The organism is Lentzea sp. NPDC005914, assembly GCF_040629405.1.
In the GTDB taxonomy this organism is placed as follows: Bacteria; Actinomycetota; Actinomycetes; order Mycobacteriales; family Pseudonocardiaceae; genus Lentzea.
Map to the genome: position 1 here is coordinate 200,790 of NZ_JBEXVQ010000016.1, position 14,394 is coordinate 215,183.

General features: G+C 69.8%; 18 protein-coding genes. 8 read left to right on the top strand and 10 right to left on the bottom strand.

Going from position 1 to position 14,394, the window contains the following annotated elements; all coding sequences use genetic code 11:
- Positions 1–17: 17 nt before the first annotated feature.
- From ABZ345_RS23720 to ABZ345_RS23730, 3 genes are read left to right on the top strand one after another with little or no spacing between them, the layout of a single operon-like run.
- Positions 18–467: a nuclear transport factor 2 family protein gene (locus tag ABZ345_RS23720; protein ID WP_359852525.1), complete on the top strand. Its 450-nt coding sequence runs from the start codon at positions 18–20 to the stop codon at positions 465–467.
- Positions 464–1,375 carry a phosphotransferase gene (locus ABZ345_RS23725; protein ID WP_359852528.1) on the top strand — a complete coding sequence of 304 codons (912 nt, stop codon included), beginning with the start codon at positions 464–466 and terminating at the stop codon, positions 1,373–1,375. Before ABZ345_RS23720 ends, ABZ345_RS23725 begins: the two co-directional genes overlap by 4 nt.
- Positions 1,372–1,968 carry a GNAT family N-acetyltransferase gene (locus tag ABZ345_RS23730; RefSeq protein ID WP_359852530.1) on the top strand — a complete coding sequence of 199 codons (597 nt, stop codon included), beginning with the start codon at positions 1,372–1,374 and terminating at the stop codon, positions 1,966–1,968. The genes ABZ345_RS23725 and ABZ345_RS23730 overlap by 4 nt, the downstream gene beginning before the upstream one ends.
- On the opposite strand, the gene ABZ345_RS23735 is transcribed toward ABZ345_RS23730, so the two are convergent.
- Positions 1,965–2,696, bottom strand: coding sequence for an RDD family protein (locus ABZ345_RS23735; protein WP_359852532.1), 732 nt, complete (start codon positions 2,694–2,696; stop codon positions 1,965–1,967). The genes ABZ345_RS23730 and ABZ345_RS23735 overlap by 4 nt on opposite strands.
- A 19-nt stretch (positions 2,697–2,715) precedes the next feature.
- Here ABZ345_RS23735 and ABZ345_RS23740 point away from each other — a divergent pair, with 19 nt between their 5' ends.
- Positions 2,716–3,723 carry a stage II sporulation protein M gene (locus ABZ345_RS23740; RefSeq protein ID WP_359852535.1) on the top strand — a complete coding sequence of 336 codons (1,008 nt, stop codon included), beginning with the start codon at positions 2,716–2,718 and terminating at the stop codon, positions 3,721–3,723.
- Positions 3,724–3,776: 53 nt separating this feature from the next.
- Positions 3,777–4,676: a kelch repeat-containing protein gene (locus ABZ345_RS23745; protein WP_359852538.1), complete on the top strand. Its 900-nt coding sequence runs from the start codon at positions 3,777–3,779 to the stop codon at positions 4,674–4,676.
- On the opposite strand, the gene ABZ345_RS23750 is transcribed toward ABZ345_RS23745, so the two are convergent.
- From ABZ345_RS23750 to ABZ345_RS23785, 8 genes are all read right to left on the bottom strand, one after another.
- Positions 4,673–4,828, bottom strand: coding sequence for a DUF397 domain-containing protein (locus ABZ345_RS23750; protein ID WP_359852541.1), 156 nt, complete (start codon positions 4,826–4,828; stop codon positions 4,673–4,675). The two genes, ABZ345_RS23745 and ABZ345_RS23750, sit on opposite strands and share 4 nt — an antisense overlap.
- 13 nt (positions 4,829–4,841) lie before the next feature.
- A complete protein-coding gene (locus ABZ345_RS23755) occupies positions 4,842–5,213 on the bottom strand; it encodes a Scr1 family TA system antitoxin-like transcriptional regulator (protein ID WP_359852543.1) in 372 nt (123 codons plus the stop codon).
- An 84-nt stretch (positions 5,214–5,297) separates the two neighbouring features.
- The gene (locus ABZ345_RS23760; protein ID WP_359852546.1) at positions 5,298–6,587 is read right to left on the bottom strand and encodes a DUF58 domain-containing protein; all 1,290 of its coding nucleotides are present in this window, start codon (positions 6,585–6,587) and stop codon (positions 5,298–5,300) included.
- Position 6,588: 1 nt separating this feature from the next.
- A complete protein-coding gene (locus tag ABZ345_RS23765; RefSeq protein ID WP_359852548.1) occupies positions 6,589–7,551 on the bottom strand; it encodes a MoxR family ATPase in 963 nt (320 codons plus the stop codon).
- Positions 7,548–8,579, bottom strand: a complete 1,032-nt coding sequence (locus ABZ345_RS23770; RefSeq protein ID WP_359852551.1) for a DUF4350 domain-containing protein — start codon at positions 8,577–8,579, stop codon at positions 7,548–7,550. The genes ABZ345_RS23765 and ABZ345_RS23770 overlap by 4 nt, the downstream gene beginning before the upstream one ends.
- Entirely contained in the window at positions 8,576–9,175 is a 600-nt protein-coding gene (locus ABZ345_RS23775) for a DUF4129 domain-containing protein (protein ID WP_359852554.1), read from the bottom strand. The genes ABZ345_RS23770 and ABZ345_RS23775 overlap by 4 nt, the downstream gene beginning before the upstream one ends.
- Positions 9,162–10,163: a hypothetical protein gene (locus ABZ345_RS23780; RefSeq protein ID WP_359852557.1), complete on the bottom strand. Its 1,002-nt coding sequence runs from the start codon at positions 10,161–10,163 to the stop codon at positions 9,162–9,164. Before ABZ345_RS23780 ends, ABZ345_RS23775 begins: the two co-directional genes overlap by 14 nt.
- A gap of 110 nt (positions 10,164–10,273) precedes the next feature.
- Positions 10,274–10,852 carry a uridine kinase gene (locus ABZ345_RS23785; RefSeq protein WP_359852558.1) on the bottom strand — a complete coding sequence of 193 codons (579 nt, stop codon included), beginning with the start codon at positions 10,850–10,852 and terminating at the stop codon, positions 10,274–10,276.
- 37 nt (positions 10,853–10,889) lie between these two features.
- On the opposite strand from ABZ345_RS23785, the gene ABZ345_RS23790 reads away from it, so the two are divergent.
- A complete protein-coding gene (locus ABZ345_RS23790) occupies positions 10,890–12,239 on the top strand; it encodes a replication-associated recombination protein A (RefSeq protein WP_359852561.1) in 1,350 nt (449 codons plus the stop codon).
- Between the two features lie 18 nt (positions 12,240–12,257).
- Positions 12,258–12,893, top strand: coding sequence for a maleylpyruvate isomerase N-terminal domain-containing protein (locus ABZ345_RS23795; RefSeq protein WP_359852562.1), 636 nt, complete (start codon positions 12,258–12,260; stop codon positions 12,891–12,893).
- Here ABZ345_RS23795 and ABZ345_RS23800 read toward each other — a convergent pair.
- Entirely contained in the window at positions 12,890–13,468 is a 579-nt protein-coding gene (locus ABZ345_RS23800) for a GNAT family N-acetyltransferase (protein ID WP_359852564.1), read from the bottom strand. The two genes, ABZ345_RS23795 and ABZ345_RS23800, sit on opposite strands and share 4 nt — an antisense overlap.
- Before the next feature lie 150 nt (positions 13,469–13,618).
- On the opposite strand from ABZ345_RS23800, the gene ABZ345_RS23805 reads away from it, so the two are divergent.
- On the top strand, positions 13,619–14,113 hold the full coding sequence (locus ABZ345_RS23805; protein WP_359852567.1) for a DinB family protein: 495 nt from the start codon (positions 13,619–13,621) through the stop codon (positions 14,111–14,113).
- Positions 14,114–14,394: the final 281 nt, after the last annotated feature.

Consider the following 14,394-nt stretch of genomic DNA (forward strand, 5'->3'; position numbering starts at 1 on the left):
GATGGGGGCACGACAAGATGTCACGCACGCCCGAAGAGATCGTCGAGCACGTCCGCAAGATGGTGGCGGGGGAGGCGACGCACGCCGAGTTCGCCGAGCTCTTCGCCGACGACGGCGTCATGGCCTACCGGTTCGCGACGGAGTGGCAGCCGGAGGAGATCAAGGGCCGCGAGGAGATCCGCGCGTACTTCACCAAGGTCCGCGGCTCCGGCGCCCGCGAGAAGATCGAGATCCAGGAGGTCCAGGCGAACTGCTGGCGCACCAACGACGAGAACGTCGCGGTCGCCGAGATCACCCACCGCGGCTGGTCGAAGGTGAAGCAGGACTACTACACCTTCACGGCCGTCGCGATCATTCATCTGCGCGACGGCGAGATCACGCGCTATGACGACTACATGAACCCACTGCTGATGGCCGAGCTGTTCGGCATGCCCTACCAACCGCACGTGGCACAGTCGTCTGCATGACGTTCGACCTGCGGGCCTGGTGCGCCGAGCACCTGGGGAGCTCACCCGTCGACGTGCTGTACGAACGGGTCTCGATCTCCTCGGTCTTAGGCCTCCGGCTCGCGGACGGCCGCGAGGTCTACGTGAAGGCCCGCGAGGACGCCGGCCGTGCATCCGCGTGCCTGACCGCGCAGGCCGTTCTGGCGGGGCGGGGGCTGCCGTGCCCCCGCCCGCTCACGCCGGTGGTTCTGACTGGTGGGCTGGCCGTGCACGCCGAGGAGTCCTTGCCCGGCGGCGAGATCCTGCGCGGTGACACCCCGTCCATCGCTCGGCGTTATGCGGCGGTGTTCGCCAGGCTGATGGCCGAACTGGCGACCGTCACCGTGGAGCCGCCACTGCCGAACCCGCGTTGGTCGCGATGGGACCACGACGGCGAAGGTCTGTGGCCGGCGATCGGCTTCCTCGACTCACGGGACCAGAGCGCGGTGCCGTCGTTCGTGATCGACACCGCGGAACGGCTCCGCAAGCGCCTGCTGGCCACTGATCTTCCTTGCGTGCTGGGTCACGCCGACTTCGAGGCGCAGAACCTCCGCTGGCGGGACGGCGAGGTGTGGGCCGTGCACGACTGGGACAGCCTGGCGTGGCAACCGGAGGCGGCACTGGTGGGCGCGGCTTCGGGAGCGTTCGCCAACGTGCCGCCGCCGTCTCTGGTGCCGGTCGAGAGCTCGGCCGCGTTTCTCGAGGCCTACCAGGAGGTTCGCGGGCGGGCGTTCTCCGTCGAGGAGTGGGAGATCGCGTGGGCCGCGAGCATGTGGACCGCCGTGCACAACGCACGGTGGGAGGCCTTGCACGGTGACGCGCCGATCTCTCTCGAGGCAGTGCGCTCGCAGGCGGCCGAACGCCTCCGCCGTGCGAAGATCGGAACGTGATCATCACCGACTGGGTGCGGGGCTGGGCGTTGTCGCGCGGCACCCCGGATCCCGTGACGGAGCACGACGGCTACCGCATCGACGTCGGCCTGCCCCACCACCGGGTGCGCTACGTGCTGCCGGACCCGCGCGACGCCGCCCCGCGCGCCGCCGGGCTCACCGAACCCGGTACCTGGCTGAAGATCTGCGGCACGCCGGTGGGGCTGTGTTCCAGGTGGACGATCGGCGCCCCGGAGTACCTGATGAGCATCGAACTGAAGCCACAACAGCCGATCACCCCGCCGAATCACTACGCCGTGGAACTGCACAGCAGCGGTGACGTGCATGACGTCGTCGTCCTCGCCGGTGGTGAGGTCGCGGCGAAGGGACGGGTCGCGGTGTGCGGTGACGCCGCCGTCATCGACATGGTGGAAACCGATCCCGCACACCGAAGGCGCGGTCTCGGCAGCGTCGTCATGTCCGAGCTGTCGCGCGCCGCCTCGGACCGCGGTGCCGTACGAGGCGTGCTGGTCGCCACCGAAGCGGGTCGCGTGCTGTACGAGAAGCTCGGCTGGTCGGTCGAGTCACCGATCACCGCCGCGCATCTCGCCTAGCCGGCCGCGCGCCGCCGGCGTTCCGCCAGCACCGCGGCCAGGTACGGATGCGGATGCGTGTACTCGAGACGAGGCGACCGGACAGCGGCACCCACGTCGTCGGACAACCGCGCCCCGAGGTCGAACCGCGCCTTCTCGCTCAGCTCGTGATACCGGCTGAGGTACTGCCGCACCGCCAGCACCAGCTCCTCGGACAGCTGCGACAGGTCCAGCCCGCGTGCCCACTCGGCCAGCTGCGGCGGCATGTCCACGAGCTCCACGTCCCCGCGCGGCACCCGCGTGTGGATCACCAGGGTGCCCGCCAGGTAGTCGCCGACCCGCTTGCCCTGCGGCGAGAACAGCGACACGAACAACGCCACCGCGCCGCCGAGCCCGAGCGCCCAGAAGTCCACGAAGAACCCGCCCAGCGCGCGCACCAGGGCGTGCCGGAAGCGGATCGCGCCGCCGTCGTCGCGCACGACCCGCAGGCCCATCACGAGCTTGCCGACCGAACGTCCGCGCGACAGCGACTCGACGGCGGTCGGGTAGCCGACGAGCACGAGCACCGTCAGCGACAACGCGAGCGCGGTCTGCAGCGCCGAGTCGAAGCCGATCGGCGTCAACAGGATGACGAGCAGCAACAGCAGGAACTGGACGGCGACGTCGAACGCGAACGCCACCGCCCTGCTCGCGAGCTGAGCGACGCGCAGGTCCAGAACTACGGCTTCACCGGTGACGAGGTCCCCCACGCGGATAGTGTGACTCATCGTGGATCTGGACGTGTTCATCGATCGCCACCGCGCGTCGTGGCAGCGGCTCGAGCAGCTGGTCAAGCGGTCCGGCAGGCTCAGCGGGGCCGAGGCCGACGAGCTGATCGAGCTGTACCAGCGGGTCACGACGCACCTGTCGGTCGTGCGCAGCCAGACGCCGGACCCGGCCACGGTCGAACGGTTGTCGTCGCTCGTCGCGCAGGCGCGGTCGGCGCTCACGGGCACGCACACGCCCGCGTGGAAGATCTTCACGAAGTTCTTCACGCACCGCCTGCCCGCCGCGATCTACCTCGGCTGGCGCTGGTGGGTGCCGGCGGGCGTGGTGTTCTACCTGCTCGCGGGCATCATGGCGGCCTGGATCGCGTCGAACCCCGAGGTGCAGGCGACCATCGCGGCACCGGACGAGCTGCGTGAGCTGACCAAGGTCGGCGGCGGGTTCGAGTCGTACTACTCGAGCGATCCGGCCGGGTCGTTCGCGGCCAAGGTGTGGACCAACAACGCCTGGGTCGCCGCCACGTGCCTGCTGCTCGGGGTGCTGTTCGCGATCCCGCCGATCTACCTGCTCCTCACCAACGCCGTGAACCTCGCGGTGGGCCTCGGGCTGATGTTCGGCGCCGGCCGGGGCCCTGAGTTCCTCGGACTGCTGGCGCCGCACGGGTTGCTGGAGCTGACGGCCGTGTTCGTGGCGGCGGGCATCGGCATGCGGCTGGGCTGGCAGGTGATCGACCCCGGCAGGCGCACCCGGACCGCCGCGCTGGCCGCCGAAGGACGAGCGGTGGTCGCTGTGGCGCTCGGGCTCGTCGTGGTGCTGCTCGTGTCCGGTGTGCTGGAAGGGTTCGTGACGCCGTCCAGCCTGCCGACGTGGGCCCGTGTCGGGATCGGGGTGGTCGCGGAGATCCTGTTCCTGCTCTACGTGTTCGTCATCGGGCGGCGAGCGGCGCGGCAAGGGGAGACCGGTGACGTGGACGCGAGCGAACGTGAGGATGTCGCTCCGACGGCCGTATAGGGCAACGCCATCGGCCGATTGACGGCAGCTGTCGCCACGAGAACCGTGAAGTGATGGCCGAGTGGAGAAAACGGCCGTCGTTGGTGCAGCGCAGAAAAGCCCACGACGGCGCAATCGTGAACGAGCAGATCATCGTCGTGACCGGCATCCCCGACGACACGAAACCGCCTGTGGCCTGTGTCGAGGCGCGCCGGAGGGCGGGCAAGGGCGAGTGGCGGTCACTGCCACCCATGATCACGGCGCGCGGAAATCCGGCGGTCGCCGCTGTTGACGGCATGGTGTACGTCGCCGGCGGGGGGAACCAGGGATTCCGGGACGAGGTCGAGCGGTTCGATCTGCGTTCGAGGACGTGGACGTCGGTCCCTCCGCTGCCGCAACTGCGCGCGGCTCCCGCGGGCGCTGGGCTGAACGGCCTGCTGTACGTGGCCGGGGGCAGCGTGAACGACGACGACAACACCGATTCCGTGGTCGTGTTCAACCCCGAGAAACCGGCGTCGGGCTGGAAGGAAGTCGCGCCGATGCTCGACCGCAGGGCACGTCACAAGCTGATCGCGGTGGACGGACACCTGTACGCCATCGGCGGGGAGAACGACGACTTCGACACCCGGTCGTCGTCCGAACGCTACGACCCGCGCACCAACACCTGGACGAGGATCGCCCCAATGAGCGAGACCCGCGCGCTCTTCGGGATTGCCGCTGTCCGGCACGACATCGCGGTCATCGGCGGCTACACCCAAGTCGGCGACAAGACCACCTTCCTGGACAGCATCGAGATCTACGACGTGCACGCCGGCCGATGGCGGACTCTCGAAACCCGACTGCCTCAGCGGAGAGTTTCCTTGTTCGCGGCCACAGAACCCGACGGCTCGCTGCTGGTGATCGGCGGCGTCACCTTCGACGATGACGGGAACCCGACCATCACCGATGAGGTGTTGGCGCTGTCACGCCACTAAGATTTCACGCTGCGCAGGAACGCCGACCAGGTGTCGGAGGACACGGGCAGATGGGCGGCGGGTGCCTTGCTGCCCCGGATGCCGATGCTGCGGCCGATCTCGACGGAGTCGTTGGACTCGATGCTGTAGCTGCTCTTGCGCCAGACCGACATGCGGGACAACTCCTCAGATCAGCATGCTGTTGATCAACTCCTTCGAGTGTTCCGCATCCACGTGGAACAGCTCATGCCGCGCGATCCTCGCAGCGATGACCTCCTCGTAGTCGATCGTCTTCTTGCGAGCCGTCGCTTCGACGAGCGCACGCATGTGGTCAGCTGTCTGCAACCGGCCTGGAATCGCGCTCATCGACCAGACGGTGATGGTGTTGGCGAGGCGTTCCTGGTCGATCAGGCTGCGCATCTGGTCGGGCAGACCGTCCTCGGGGATCTTCAGGTACCCGGTCTCGCGTCTCGCGGAACAGTGCGAGCAGGTGGCGAACCTCGACAGGCGGGACGCGGCAGAAGGCGAGCAGCTGCAGCACCTCGGCCTCGCCGACACCGCCCTTGCCCCGGACCGGGTCGGACAGCTTCGACTCGTCCCAGTCGAGCATTTCGGCGATCTTGCGGTGGAAGTGGTACAAGTTCAGAGTTTGCCCGCGGCCTTCAACGACAGGTAGCGGTCCGCGAGAGCGCGTGGCAGCTCATCGGGCAGTGCGTCCACCACGTCAACACCATGCCGTGCGAGCAAAGCGGTGAGACGACGGCGTTCGGCCAACGTCCGTTCCGCAGCAGCAGCGGCATACACGGACTCCAGATCCCCACGTCCGGCAGCCATCGCGTGCACGGCGGGATCGGACACCGACGCGATCAGCAGCCGGTGCCGCGAAGCCAACGCGGGCAACAACGGCAGCAACCCGTGCTCGATCGACGGTTCCAACGACGTCAGCAGCACGACCAGCGAACGACGACCAGCCCGGCGCAGCACCTCCGCCACCACGCCACGGGCGTCGAACTCCACGAGCTCGGCCTCCAGCGGCGCCATCGCCTGCACCAGCACGGGAAGCGTCGCCCGAGGCACCGAAGCACGCACCTTGTGGCTGAACGCCAGGAAGTCGACCTGGTCCCGGGCGTGCGAAGCCAAGGCGGACAACAACAACGCCGCGTCCATCGACGTGTCCAGCCGGGGAAGCCCACCCAGCGCACCCTCGACACGACCCGCCGCGGTACGAGCGGTGTCGAGCACGATCGTCACCTGACGGTCGCGCTCGGGACGCCAGGTCCGCACCACGACGTCGGATGACCGAGCCGAAGCCCGCCAGTCGATCGACCGGACGTCGTCGCCGATCACATAGGCGCGCAACGAGTCGAACTCCGTGCCGGCACCGCGGATCAACGACGCCCGGCGGCCGTCCAGTTCGCGCAGGCGTTCCAGCAGCGGTGGCAGGTGGCGGCGGCTGTGGAAGGGAGGCAACGCGCGCACGGTCCACGGCACGACGTGCGACCCCTGCCGTGCCGCGATCCCCAACGGCCCGACAGACCGCACGGTCACACGGTCCGCCACGCGATCCCCGCGACGCACCGGTCGTAGGTCGAACGAATAAGTCCGTGAGCCGCCAGCAGGAACATCAATCGCAACGCGGTCGGCGACCACACCGGCAGAAGGCGCCCATGCGTCACGAAGAACGCCATGCACTCGGCGCCCAGGGTTCCGCACGGTCAAATGCACCGTGCAAAGCTCACCTGTCCGCACCGAGGTGGCCCCGGCGCGCACGAAGGTCAACCGCCGGACCCCGCCCGCCAAGACCAAATCCACGGCAACGCACAACAGCAGCGCGCCGAGCACGACGAGAATCCCTTGCCACGAAGGCAAGAACAGCCCGACAACGAGAACACCGATGAGCGCGAGCAGCCCCGCGCGGCCCGTGAGCGCCACGTCAGCGCGGCACCGGGACCGCGCCGAGCACGCCGTCCAGCACGCCGTCCGCCGTCACGCCCTCCAGTTCTGCCTCGGGACGCAGCTCGAGCCGATGCCGCAACGCCGGACGTGCCAGCGCCTTCACGTCGTCCGGCGTCACGTAGTCGCGCCCGGACAACCAGGCCCACGCCCGCGCCACCGCCAGCAGAGCCGTGGCACCACGCGGAGAAACGCCCAGCCGGACGGCGGGGGACTGCCGGGTGGCCCGGCAGACGTCGACCACGTAGGCGATGACCTCGGGCGACACGGTCAGCGCCCGCACCGCGGCCGCGCCGGCGTCCAGATGCGCGGAACCGGCCACCGGCGACAGCCCGGAGAGATCACGCGGGTCGAAGCCGGAAGCATGCCGCGTCAGCACGTCGATCTCGTGCTCGCGCGCCGGAATCGGCATGGTCACCTTCAGCAGGAACCGGTCCAGCTGCGCCTCGGGCAACGGATAGGTGCCCTCGTACTCCACCGGGTTCTGCGTGGCCACGACGATGAACGGCGATGGCAACGGCCGCGTCTTGCCGTCCGCGGACACCTGCCGTTCCTCCATCGCCTCCAGCAACGCCGCCTGCGTCTTCGGTGGCGTCCGGTTGATCTCGTCGGCCAGCAGCAGGTTCGTGAACACCGGCCCCTCGCGGAACGAGAAAGCGGCGTTGTGCGAGTCGTACACCAGCGACCCGGTCAGGTCCCCCGGCATCAGGTCCGGCGTGAACTGCACCCGCGTCGTCGACAGGTCCAGCGCACGGGCCATCGCGCGCACCAGCAACGTCTTCGCGACGCCCGGCACACCCTCCAGCAGCACATGTCCCTTGCACAGCAACGCGAGGATCAGCGACGTCACGGCGGAGTCGTTGCCCACCACGGCCTTGCCGATCTCCGCGCGCAACGCCACCAGCGCCGCGCGTGCCTCCTCGGTGGTGACCACTGCCGTCATGCCTTGCGCACCTCGTTCTCCAACGCGTCGAGCTCGGATGCCAGCGCGACCAGCCCCCGGTCGTCCACCGGCTCTGTGGAATGAAGCAAAGTCCGCACGTCCGCCGCGGACCGCGAGGTCCTGCGGGCGATCTCCGCGGACAGGTCCTCGCCCGGCGGCAGCCCCAGCAGCGGCGCCAGCCGGTCACGGGAAGCCTGCCGCAGCACGGAAGCGGCGTGGGAGGACGCGTGCGAGCCCCGGTACAGCCGCGCCCTGCCCTCCACGGTCTCGGCCGCGCGCACCACCACCGGCAGCGGCTCGGTGACGACCCGGCCCAGCCTGCGGGCCCGCCACAACGCGATTACGACGGCCGCGACGGCGAGCTGCCACGCGCCGAACTTCCAGCCGTCCGGGACCAGGTCCGTGAACGACTTCTGCTGCGAGCGGTCCGCGGCCGACGGCATGTACCAGACCAGCCGCTCGTGCTGGCCCAGCAACGACAACGCCAGCGAAGCGTTGCCCTCCTCGTCGACGTCGCGGTTGGTGAAGATCGCGCCGAACCCGATCTTCGTGACCGTGCCGGTGCGCACCAGTGTCGCGTCGTAGCAACGCTGTTCGCCGTTGTAGACGAACCCGCCGGTGGTCGCCGCACCCGCCTCGGCGGCCAGCGGACAGCCCGGCTGCCTGGTCTCGGGCTCCACCCGGCGCATCCCGGGCGCGGGAGCGAGCAGCACGGTGGCGGCGGCCCGGCGGCTCAGGTCCTCCAGCCGCGCCGGGTCGATCAGGTTCGGGTGCGTCACGAACAGCGTCGCACCCTCCACGGAGGACGCGTTGTCCGTGAGATCGACCCGCACGCCGTTCTGCTCAAGCAGATGCGCCACCGCGTGGCTGCCGTCCGGCTGGTACGAGCGCGGGTCGAGAGAACCGCCCTCACCACCACCGCGCAGCAACGTGATCACGACGGCCGCGAACAGGATGATCACGCCGATCAGCAACGGGCCGCGCGCGGCCGTCCAGATCCGCCCGGCGTCGGGGAACACCGCCGTCATGCGCGCACCCTGTCGTCCACGGAGACCAGCTGCTGATACCCCTGCGCCGTGGCGGGCCTGCCGCCGTACCAGACGTCGTCGAACTGCATCGCCGCGCCGCGCAGGTCGTCCGCGAGCACCGGAAGTGCCCGCCCCGCCTCCCAGGCCACCTCGTCCACCGTGCGGCCGGCCCGCGGGTCGAGCACCCCGCGTTGTTCCAGTTCCCGCACCACGGCGCGGAAACGCTCACGCACGGCCTCGGCCAGGTCACCGGCCGCCGCGGCACGGTCGGCGGCGGCGCGGTGCTCGGCCGCGGTCAGGACGGAGTCGAAGACGCCACCGGCACGCGACCGCACGGCACGGGTCGTGCGGCCCACGCGGAGCCTGATGACGATCACGATGATCACCGCGACCACGACGATGATCGTGACCGCGGTGATGCCGCTCATGCCGCCCGCACCCGCGAACAGCTCGCCCAGCTTCTTCAGCACCCACTCGAAGGCGCGCTGCAGGGGGTTCGGGTCGTCGGAGACGTACGCGGGGTCGCTGAGCTCCCGTGCGGCCGCCTCCCTGGCCTCGTCCCGGTCGAGATCTACCGGTACGTCAGATACCGCCATGTCCCGCGGCCCGCTGGAGTTCGATGTCCATGCCCTCGGCGCGCATCCGGCGGTCGACGTAGATCAGCACGTTGACCGCGGAGCTGAACGGCAGCGTGATCGTCGAGGCGACGATCGCGCCGATCGTCGACAGCACCAGCGAGCCGACGCTCAGCGCCGCCGTCGGGTCGTCGGAGAAACCGTTCGTCGCCGCGCCCATCAGACCGAACGGGAGGCTGATGATCCAGCTGATCACGCCGCTGATGATGGCGGCGAGCAGCAGGATGCCGAACGTCCGCCACCACGCGCCGGTCACGAGTGCCCTCGAACGGCTGAACGCGGTGCCCACGCCGCAGCGCTCCAGCACCAGCGCGGGGCCGATGAGGGAGAACAGCACGCCGACGTAGATGCCGGGGATGATGCACAGGATCACGCCGATGGTGACCACGAGACCGGACAGCAGCGTCGCGCCGAGCAACGGCAGCAAACGCGGCTTGAACTCGTTCCAGGCCTGCGCGAACGTGACCGGCCTGCCCAGCACCGCGTGGCCCACGACGACGGTGATGAAGCCGGACAGGAACACCGTGCCGATCAGCAGGAGCAGGACGCTGAGCAGCGTGCCCGTGAGGAAACCGGTGATGCCCCTCGTGAGCTGCTCCATGGCCTGCTGCTGGGTCACCGTGTTCGGGTCGAGCGTCGCCACGGCGGTGAGGTCGTCCAGGAACGGCAGCTGCACGAGCAGGCCGAGGATCTGCGTGACCGCGGCGACGACGGCGGCCGCGCCGATGAGCAGCGCCGGGTACTTGCGCATCGTCGTGATGGCGCCGTCGACGATCTCGCCGACCGCCAGCGGGCGCAGCGGGATCACGCCGGGCTTGATCGTCGGTGCCGGTCCGGGCGGCGGCGGGGCGTAGTAGCCCGGCTGTCCCGCGGGGGGCGGCGGCTGGTTCGGCTGCTGCGGCTGGTTCGGTTGCTGGTCGGGTGAGGACCAGCCGGGCGTTTCGGACATCTCGGCTACCCCCGGGTCGTGGTGTGAGCGGCATCCTGCCAGAACACAGCCGCCGCCACCGGGGGAACACGATCACGAATCGGCAGTGTCGCCGGGAACACCCGAACGCTTCACGCGGTCAGCTCTGACCTGGCTTTCGAGGGTGTCGTGCGGCGCATGCCGGCGTTGACGCACCGCCTGACCACCTGCGGTTGTTCGCGCATCAGCCGCAGGCCGCGCCTGAGCAGCGTCGGGACCGGCTTGCGGGCCTCGGCGACGTCCCTCGCGAACCTCCTGGCGAACGTGACGGGGGCGCTCGGGGCGAGCACGACGGCGTCCTTGAGCACGCCCGCCTTCCTGGCACCGTCCACCAGCAGGTCCGCGAACAGGCCTTCCGCGATGAACGCGGGCGCCGTGCCGAGCTCGATCGTCTGCGTGCCGACCTTGCGGTCCTCGCTGATCGAGTAGACCGGCGCCTCGGTCCTGCCCGTCTCGGAGAGCTCGATGACCGCTTTCAGCGCCGCCTCGGCGTTCCAGGAGCCGATCGCGTCCCAGTCCGCGCGCCCGTGCTCGTCGGTGGGCAGCAGCGGGTCGTCGCCGTCGCGGTAGAAGTCGTCCAGGCGCAGCACGGGCCAGCCGAGGTGGGCGGCCAGCGTCGACTTGCCGGAGCCGGAGGGGCCTGCCAGCAGCACGGCACGAGGGATGGGCACGAGACGCGATCTTCGCACATGACCTAGGCTCGAACGCATGAGCGAAGGTCTGTTCGACGAGGGCCTCTTCGGTGCGACCGACGAGGAGAAGGCCGAGCGCATCGCGGCCAACGCCCCGCTGGCCGTGCGGATGCGTCCGGCCACGCTGGACGAGGTCGTCGGTCAGGACCACCTGCTCGGACCGGGCGCGCCCCTGCGCCGTCTGGTCGAAGGGGCCACTCCCGCCTCCGTGATGCTCTACGGCCCTCCCGGCACCGGGAAGACGACGCTGGCGACCCTGGTCTCGCGGGCCACCGGCCGCCGGTTCGTGGCGCTGTCGGCGTTGTCGGCCGGTGTCAAGGAGGTGCGGGCCGTGATCGACGAGGCCCGCCGCCGCCTGGTGCGCTCCGGTGAGTCGACCGTGTTGTTCATCGACGAGGTGCACCGGTTCTCGAAGACCCAGCAGGACGCGCTGCTCGGGGCGGTCGAGGACCGGATCGTGCTGCTGGTGGCGGCGACCACCGAGAACCCGTTCTTCTCCGTGGTGTCACCGTTGTTGTCGCGGTCTTTGGTGTTGCAGCTCAAGTCCTTGTCCGATGACCACGTGCGGGCGGTGATCCGCCGGGCGGTCTCGGATCCGCGCGGCCTGGACGGGTCCGTCGTCGTGGAGCTGGACGCCGAGGACCACCTCGTGCGGCTGGCGGGCGGGGACGCCCGTCGTTCGCTGACCGCTCTGGAGGCGGCGGCGGACTCGGCGGTGGCGTCGAACTCCGGCGTGGTGACCCTGGCGCTGCTGGAGTCCACTGTGGACAAGGCGGCCGTGCGGTACGACCGCGACGGCGACCAGCACTACGACGTGACGTCGGCGTTCATCAAGTCGATCCGCGGCTCCGACGTGGACGCCGCACTGCACTACCTGGCCCGGATGATCGAGGCGGGGGAGGACCCGCGGTTCATCGCGCGGCGGCTGGTGATCCACGCCAGCGAGGACGTGGGCATGGCCGACCCCACCGCGCTGCAGACCTGCGTCGCCGCCGCCCAGGCCGTGCAGCTGATCGGGCTGCCCGAGTGCACCCTGAACCTGGCGCAGGCCACGATCCACCTGGCCACCGCGCCGAAGTCCAACGCCGTGACGACCGCTATCGGTGCCGCGATCGACGACGTGCGGAAGGGCGCTATCGGTGCTGTGCCACCGCATCTGCGCGACGGGCACTACGCGGGGGCGGCGAAGCTCGGAAACGCGCAGGGGTACCGGTACCCGCACGACGTTCCGGAGGGAGTGCTGACGCAGCAGTACGCGCCGGACGACCTCGTGGGCCGCGACTACTACGAGCCGACCGGGCGCGGTGCCGAGCGCGCGGTGGCCGAGCGGTTGCCGCGGTTGCGACGGGTGATCAGGGGCGAGTGACCGAGTAAGTTCGGCACGGTGACGATCAGAGACGACTTCCTGACCACCGCCCACATCGCGCTGGACCTCATGCGCCACCCGCAGGTCACCGAGAACTGGGGCAAACCCAGTGTCCTGCCCGAGTTCGGCGTGAGCGGCCTCGTCGGCCACATCGGCTACCAGGCCCTGCCGGTCCCGTCGATGATCGCGGATCCCGTGGGCGACGAACCGGTCGTCACGCTGATGGAGCACTACGCGCGCGCGAACTGGACCGAGCTGGAAGTCGACTCCGAGTTCCACACCCGCATCCGCGCGGGCGGCGAGAAGCTCGCGGCGGACGGCCAGGCCGCGTTGTGCGACCAGTTCGAGCAGACACTGCTCGATCTGGAAAAAACGTTGCCAGGTCAGGAAAACCGGCCGGTGAGGATGCCGCACTGGGGCCCGTGGGCCGTGCCGCTCGACGACTACCTCGTCACGCGCCTCATGGAGTTCGTCGTGCACTCCGACGACCTCGCCGTGAGCGTCGGCCTCGACACGCCGGAGTTCCCACGCCACGTCAACGAGACCGTGATCGACCTGCTGACCCGCATGTCGCTCAACCGCCACAAGGCCGTGGACATCGTGCGTGCGTTGTCGCGCAAGGAACGCGCACCGTCCGACATCACGGCGTTCTAGCGTTTGCACACCATCAGCAGTGCGACCTTGCCGGGCAGCATCACCTCGTCCGCGCCGACGAACCCGCCCGCCTCGAACGACCTGATGGCGCGCTTGTTGCGCACGTCCGGCTCCATCACGATGCGCGTGCACTGCGGGTCAGCCTCGAACAGCGCGTCGGTGAGCCGCGGCAACAGCGACCGCACCAGCCCCTGGTCGGTCATCGCCAGCTCACCGACCGCCAGCGTCAGCCCGAGGTCGTGCGGCCGCGCTCGGTAGCACTCGGCGACAACGTCCCGCGCCGCCCGGTAGACCTCGGAGTAGATCACCAGGCGCCCGTGCCAGCTGATCAGCAACGGCCGAACGTCATCCGCACCGAGGCATTCCCGCAGCCGCAGTTCCCACTGCTGCAACGTCCAGGCCCGCCGCGCGAACGCCGCCACGTGCGGCGCCTGGTTCCAACGATGGATCAGATGCAGGTCGTACCCGTCCGGCCGCACGGCACGGGCGTCCCACGGTCCCGCGAGCTCCGGGACCGGCGGTGCGCCCGCCGTGGCGTGCTTCCGGTAGGAGTCCAGGTGCGATACCGGCTTCACAGGGCCTCCTGCACGGATCAACTTAGGGTCGCCTTACTTCATCTGCGCAGAGCCGCCGGTGTCAAGCCCTCTGTGACGGGTATTTCACAGGCGGTGACCGCTCCCAGTCAATGAGTGATCCGTTCCAATTGGCCCGCTAGGTTCGGAGGCATGGCCGAAACCCAGCGTGAGCCGGTGCCTCGCGTCGACACGGGCGAGCTAGACGTCGCGCACGCCTTCTTGAAGTTCCAGCGCCACTGCGTGCTGAAGAAGACGGAGGGCCTGACCGACGACGAACTCCGCCGGCCGATGGTCGCCAGCGGCACCTCGATCCTCGGCCTAGTCCAGCACCTGGCCGAAGCCGAACGCGGCTGGTTCGACCACCACCTGGGCGGCGCCGACTGGTCCGAGGAAGACGAACTGGGCATGACCGTGCCCGCCGACCGAACCGCCGACGAGGTGATCGCCGCCTACCGCGCGGCAATCGAAGCCAGCGACCAAGCGATCACGGCGGCGGCCGACCCCGAGGCGCTCATGGCGATCCCGATCGACGGCATGCGCAAGTCGTTGCGCTGGCTCCTCGCCCACATGACCACCGAAACCGCCCGCCACGCGGGCCACGCCGACATCCTCCGAGAACAGCTCGACGGCACAACGGGCCGCTAAAGCCCGCCACCCGCGCCTGCCCGCCACCCGCCGTCGCACGCCCACACATCCACCTCACGCTCGTCGCAGCCGCACATGCGCCGTTGCCACACACACGCCGCTGTCGTCGCACGCTTGCTGCCGCCGCATGCCCACTGGTGCCACCCGCGCGCCACTGGTGCCGCACGCCGTTACCGCTGCTGCGCGCGCTGCCGTCGCACACCCGCCCGCCGCCCGCTGCCGTCGCACACCCGCCCGCCGCCCGCTGGTACCGCGGCACGCACGCCCCGCCGCCGCCAACC